Below are 2,225 nucleotides of genomic sequence, written 5' to 3'. Positions count from 1 at the left end.
AGCTCATTCTTCAGATGCTTTGGTATATTTAACTGTGGTTTCTGCAATCATCTATCTAATATTTTTTGAGCATCGTTATAACATTATTAATGTTTCATTAAAGTTATTATTGTGTTTTTTTCTTGGCGCTATAATCGTCTTTGCTATACATTCCTCCCTTTTTCTACGTTTACCTTCAGCACTTTCTGGCCCATTTAATCAAATTGTATTTGCTTCAAATGAATTTATCTTATATCTTTTGAGAGAAATTCCTTTACTGCTGAACTTTTACTTATATAGTAATGAAAATGTTTTTGCTTTAATTCTGTTTATTACTACATTCTTCCTTGCAGGATTATATTTTTTGAAAAGAAAGCTGGGGTTTGGCATTTTTCCCTTTGCTTGGCTTTTTTTGATAATCGTTGTCAGCTTCTTTTCAACTAATGCTTGGCGTTTTGCTTTATTGTCTTTTATACCTTTTTGTCTTCTTATTCCGTTAGTTTACGAAAAAGTTTTGTTACCTTTGGGGAGAAGAATGGTGTATGCCATGCCTTCTGAAAGATTTAAAAAGATTTTTAAGATTTTGCTTATCATCTTTTGTTTTCTGATGCTTTATCTTTCAAGTTATAGCAATGTTATTGTTCCTATTTATGCCTCTTCTTGGAGTAGGCCTCAGCAGGAGGGCTTTTACGAGTGTTTGGTTTGGTTTAAAGATTATTCTGAGTCTGATGCTGTTGTTGTGAGTGTTGGTGGTGGTAATTATATGCGTTTTCTGCTTGTGGTTGCTAATAGGACTTTTTTGGATTCTTTACCTGGTTCGGTTCCAGAAACGGTTTATGACATTTTGAAGAATTATAGTAATGGTTATGTTGTTGTATGGAATCGTCTTCACCCATATAATGGTTCCTTCTACTATGTTGATTTGTACAAGAATAGTAGTTTGTTTAGGGAGGTTTGGGCTAACCATGAAGTTACGGTTTTTAAACTTGTTAAATGAAATAGTTTACTGTTATGTAGGAGTACATGATTGCTAGTGTTCCGAATATTGCTTGGATTGTCCAGCATTTTTTTACAACTGTTTTCTCGTCTGTTGGCTTTTTGTACATGAATATGCTCCATAGTGAGCAGATTTTTTGTGATATTATTTTGTTGTCTTCTGTTGTTGTGCCTACCGTCCATTGGAATTTGTCTTTTGCTCTTAGTATGAAGTTTATTATGTATGGTGTGCATGCTATTATTCCTGCTGTTTTTATTGTTCCGACTATTATTGCTGAGGCTATTATGGCTCCTGTCATGTATGTGCCGCTGTTTCCTATGAATGTTTTTGCTGGGTAGTAGTTGTATTTTAGGAATGCTAGGAGTGATGCTGCTAGTATGGATAGTGTTATGGCTGATTCTTTTGAACCGTATATTGTTGCTGATATGGCTAGGCTTGTTGATGTTATTAGTCCTAGTCCTGCTTCTAGTCCGTTGAATCCTGCGTAAATGTTTACGCTGTTTGCTAGGAATGCTACGCCTAAGAGTGCTAGTGGCCAGAATGCTATTCCTAGATCTTGGGGTCCGAATGGTGTTAGTGTTACGAATGTTGAGCCTTTGTGGTATGTGAGGAAGGGTGTTCCTATTAGTATTGAGAAGAGTACGAGTGTTTTTTTGCTTAATGTTAGTAGGTCGTCTAGTAGGCCTAGTAGGCATGCTAGTGTTGCAGTGATATATATTAGCATTAGAGCTTTTGCGTCTAAATCGAGTATTCCGGCAATTGTTAGGGCGCCTGTGAATCCTAGGAGTAATGCTATTCCGCCTGCTGTAGGAATTTTTTGGTTTCCTTTCTTATGTAGGTCGATTCCTACAATATTTTTCTCCTCTAATCTCTTAGAAATGTATGGTGTTGAAATATAAACTGTTATAAAGGATATTGACGGTAGAAGGATTAAAGGTGTATATATATTCATCATCCAGGTAGTATAACAATAATTATTTATGAATATTAAATTTTGGGATTCTGAAAAAGATTATAAATTTTCTAAACACAATATTTGACAAGAGAACTGATGAAGACCATTAATGTACTTACAGAGGCATTTGCAATCATGTATGGTGGGGGAGAAAGATGGTTATACAATGTTAGTAAGAGGCTGATGGCCAAAGGTTTTGATCTGACAGTATATACTTTGGATGTAAAAGGCTGCAAAAATGTTTCTGGTAATATGAAGCTAGTGGGTTTAACACCAATTCCCCTTTATAATTTT

Annotated in this window: 2 protein-coding genes and 1 pseudogene; 2 read left to right on the top strand and 1 reads right to left on the bottom strand. The window is 35.1% G+C overall.

Translation table 11 applies throughout. The features are described 5' to 3' along the window. Positions 1-976 (top strand): annotated as a pseudogene (locus tag MRT15_RS11090) (hypothetical protein); the annotation flags it as partial. Here the strand turns inward: MRT15_RS11090 and MRT15_RS11085 are convergent. Continuing rightward, on the bottom strand, positions 969-1,928 hold the full coding sequence (locus tag MRT15_RS11085) for a hypothetical protein (RefSeq protein ID WP_304330261.1): 960 nt from the start codon (positions 1,926-1,928) through the stop codon (positions 969-971). The pseudogene MRT15_RS11090 and the gene MRT15_RS11085 sit on opposite strands and share 8 nt — an antisense overlap. Before the next feature lie 99 nt (positions 1,929-2,027). On the opposite strand from MRT15_RS11085, the gene MRT15_RS11080 reads away from it, so the two are divergent. Then, on the top strand, positions 2,028-2,225 hold a 198-nt coding region (locus tag MRT15_RS11080), incomplete at its 3' end, for a hypothetical protein (RefSeq protein WP_304330260.1).

Source organism: Candidatus Culexarchaeum yellowstonense (assembly GCF_024707025.1).
Classification (GTDB): Archaea; Thermoproteota; Methanomethylicia; order Culexarchaeales; family Culexarchaeaceae; genus Culexarchaeum.
Note: the sequence above shows the minus strand (reverse complement) of the source record. Positions and strands in the feature narration are given on the sequence as shown.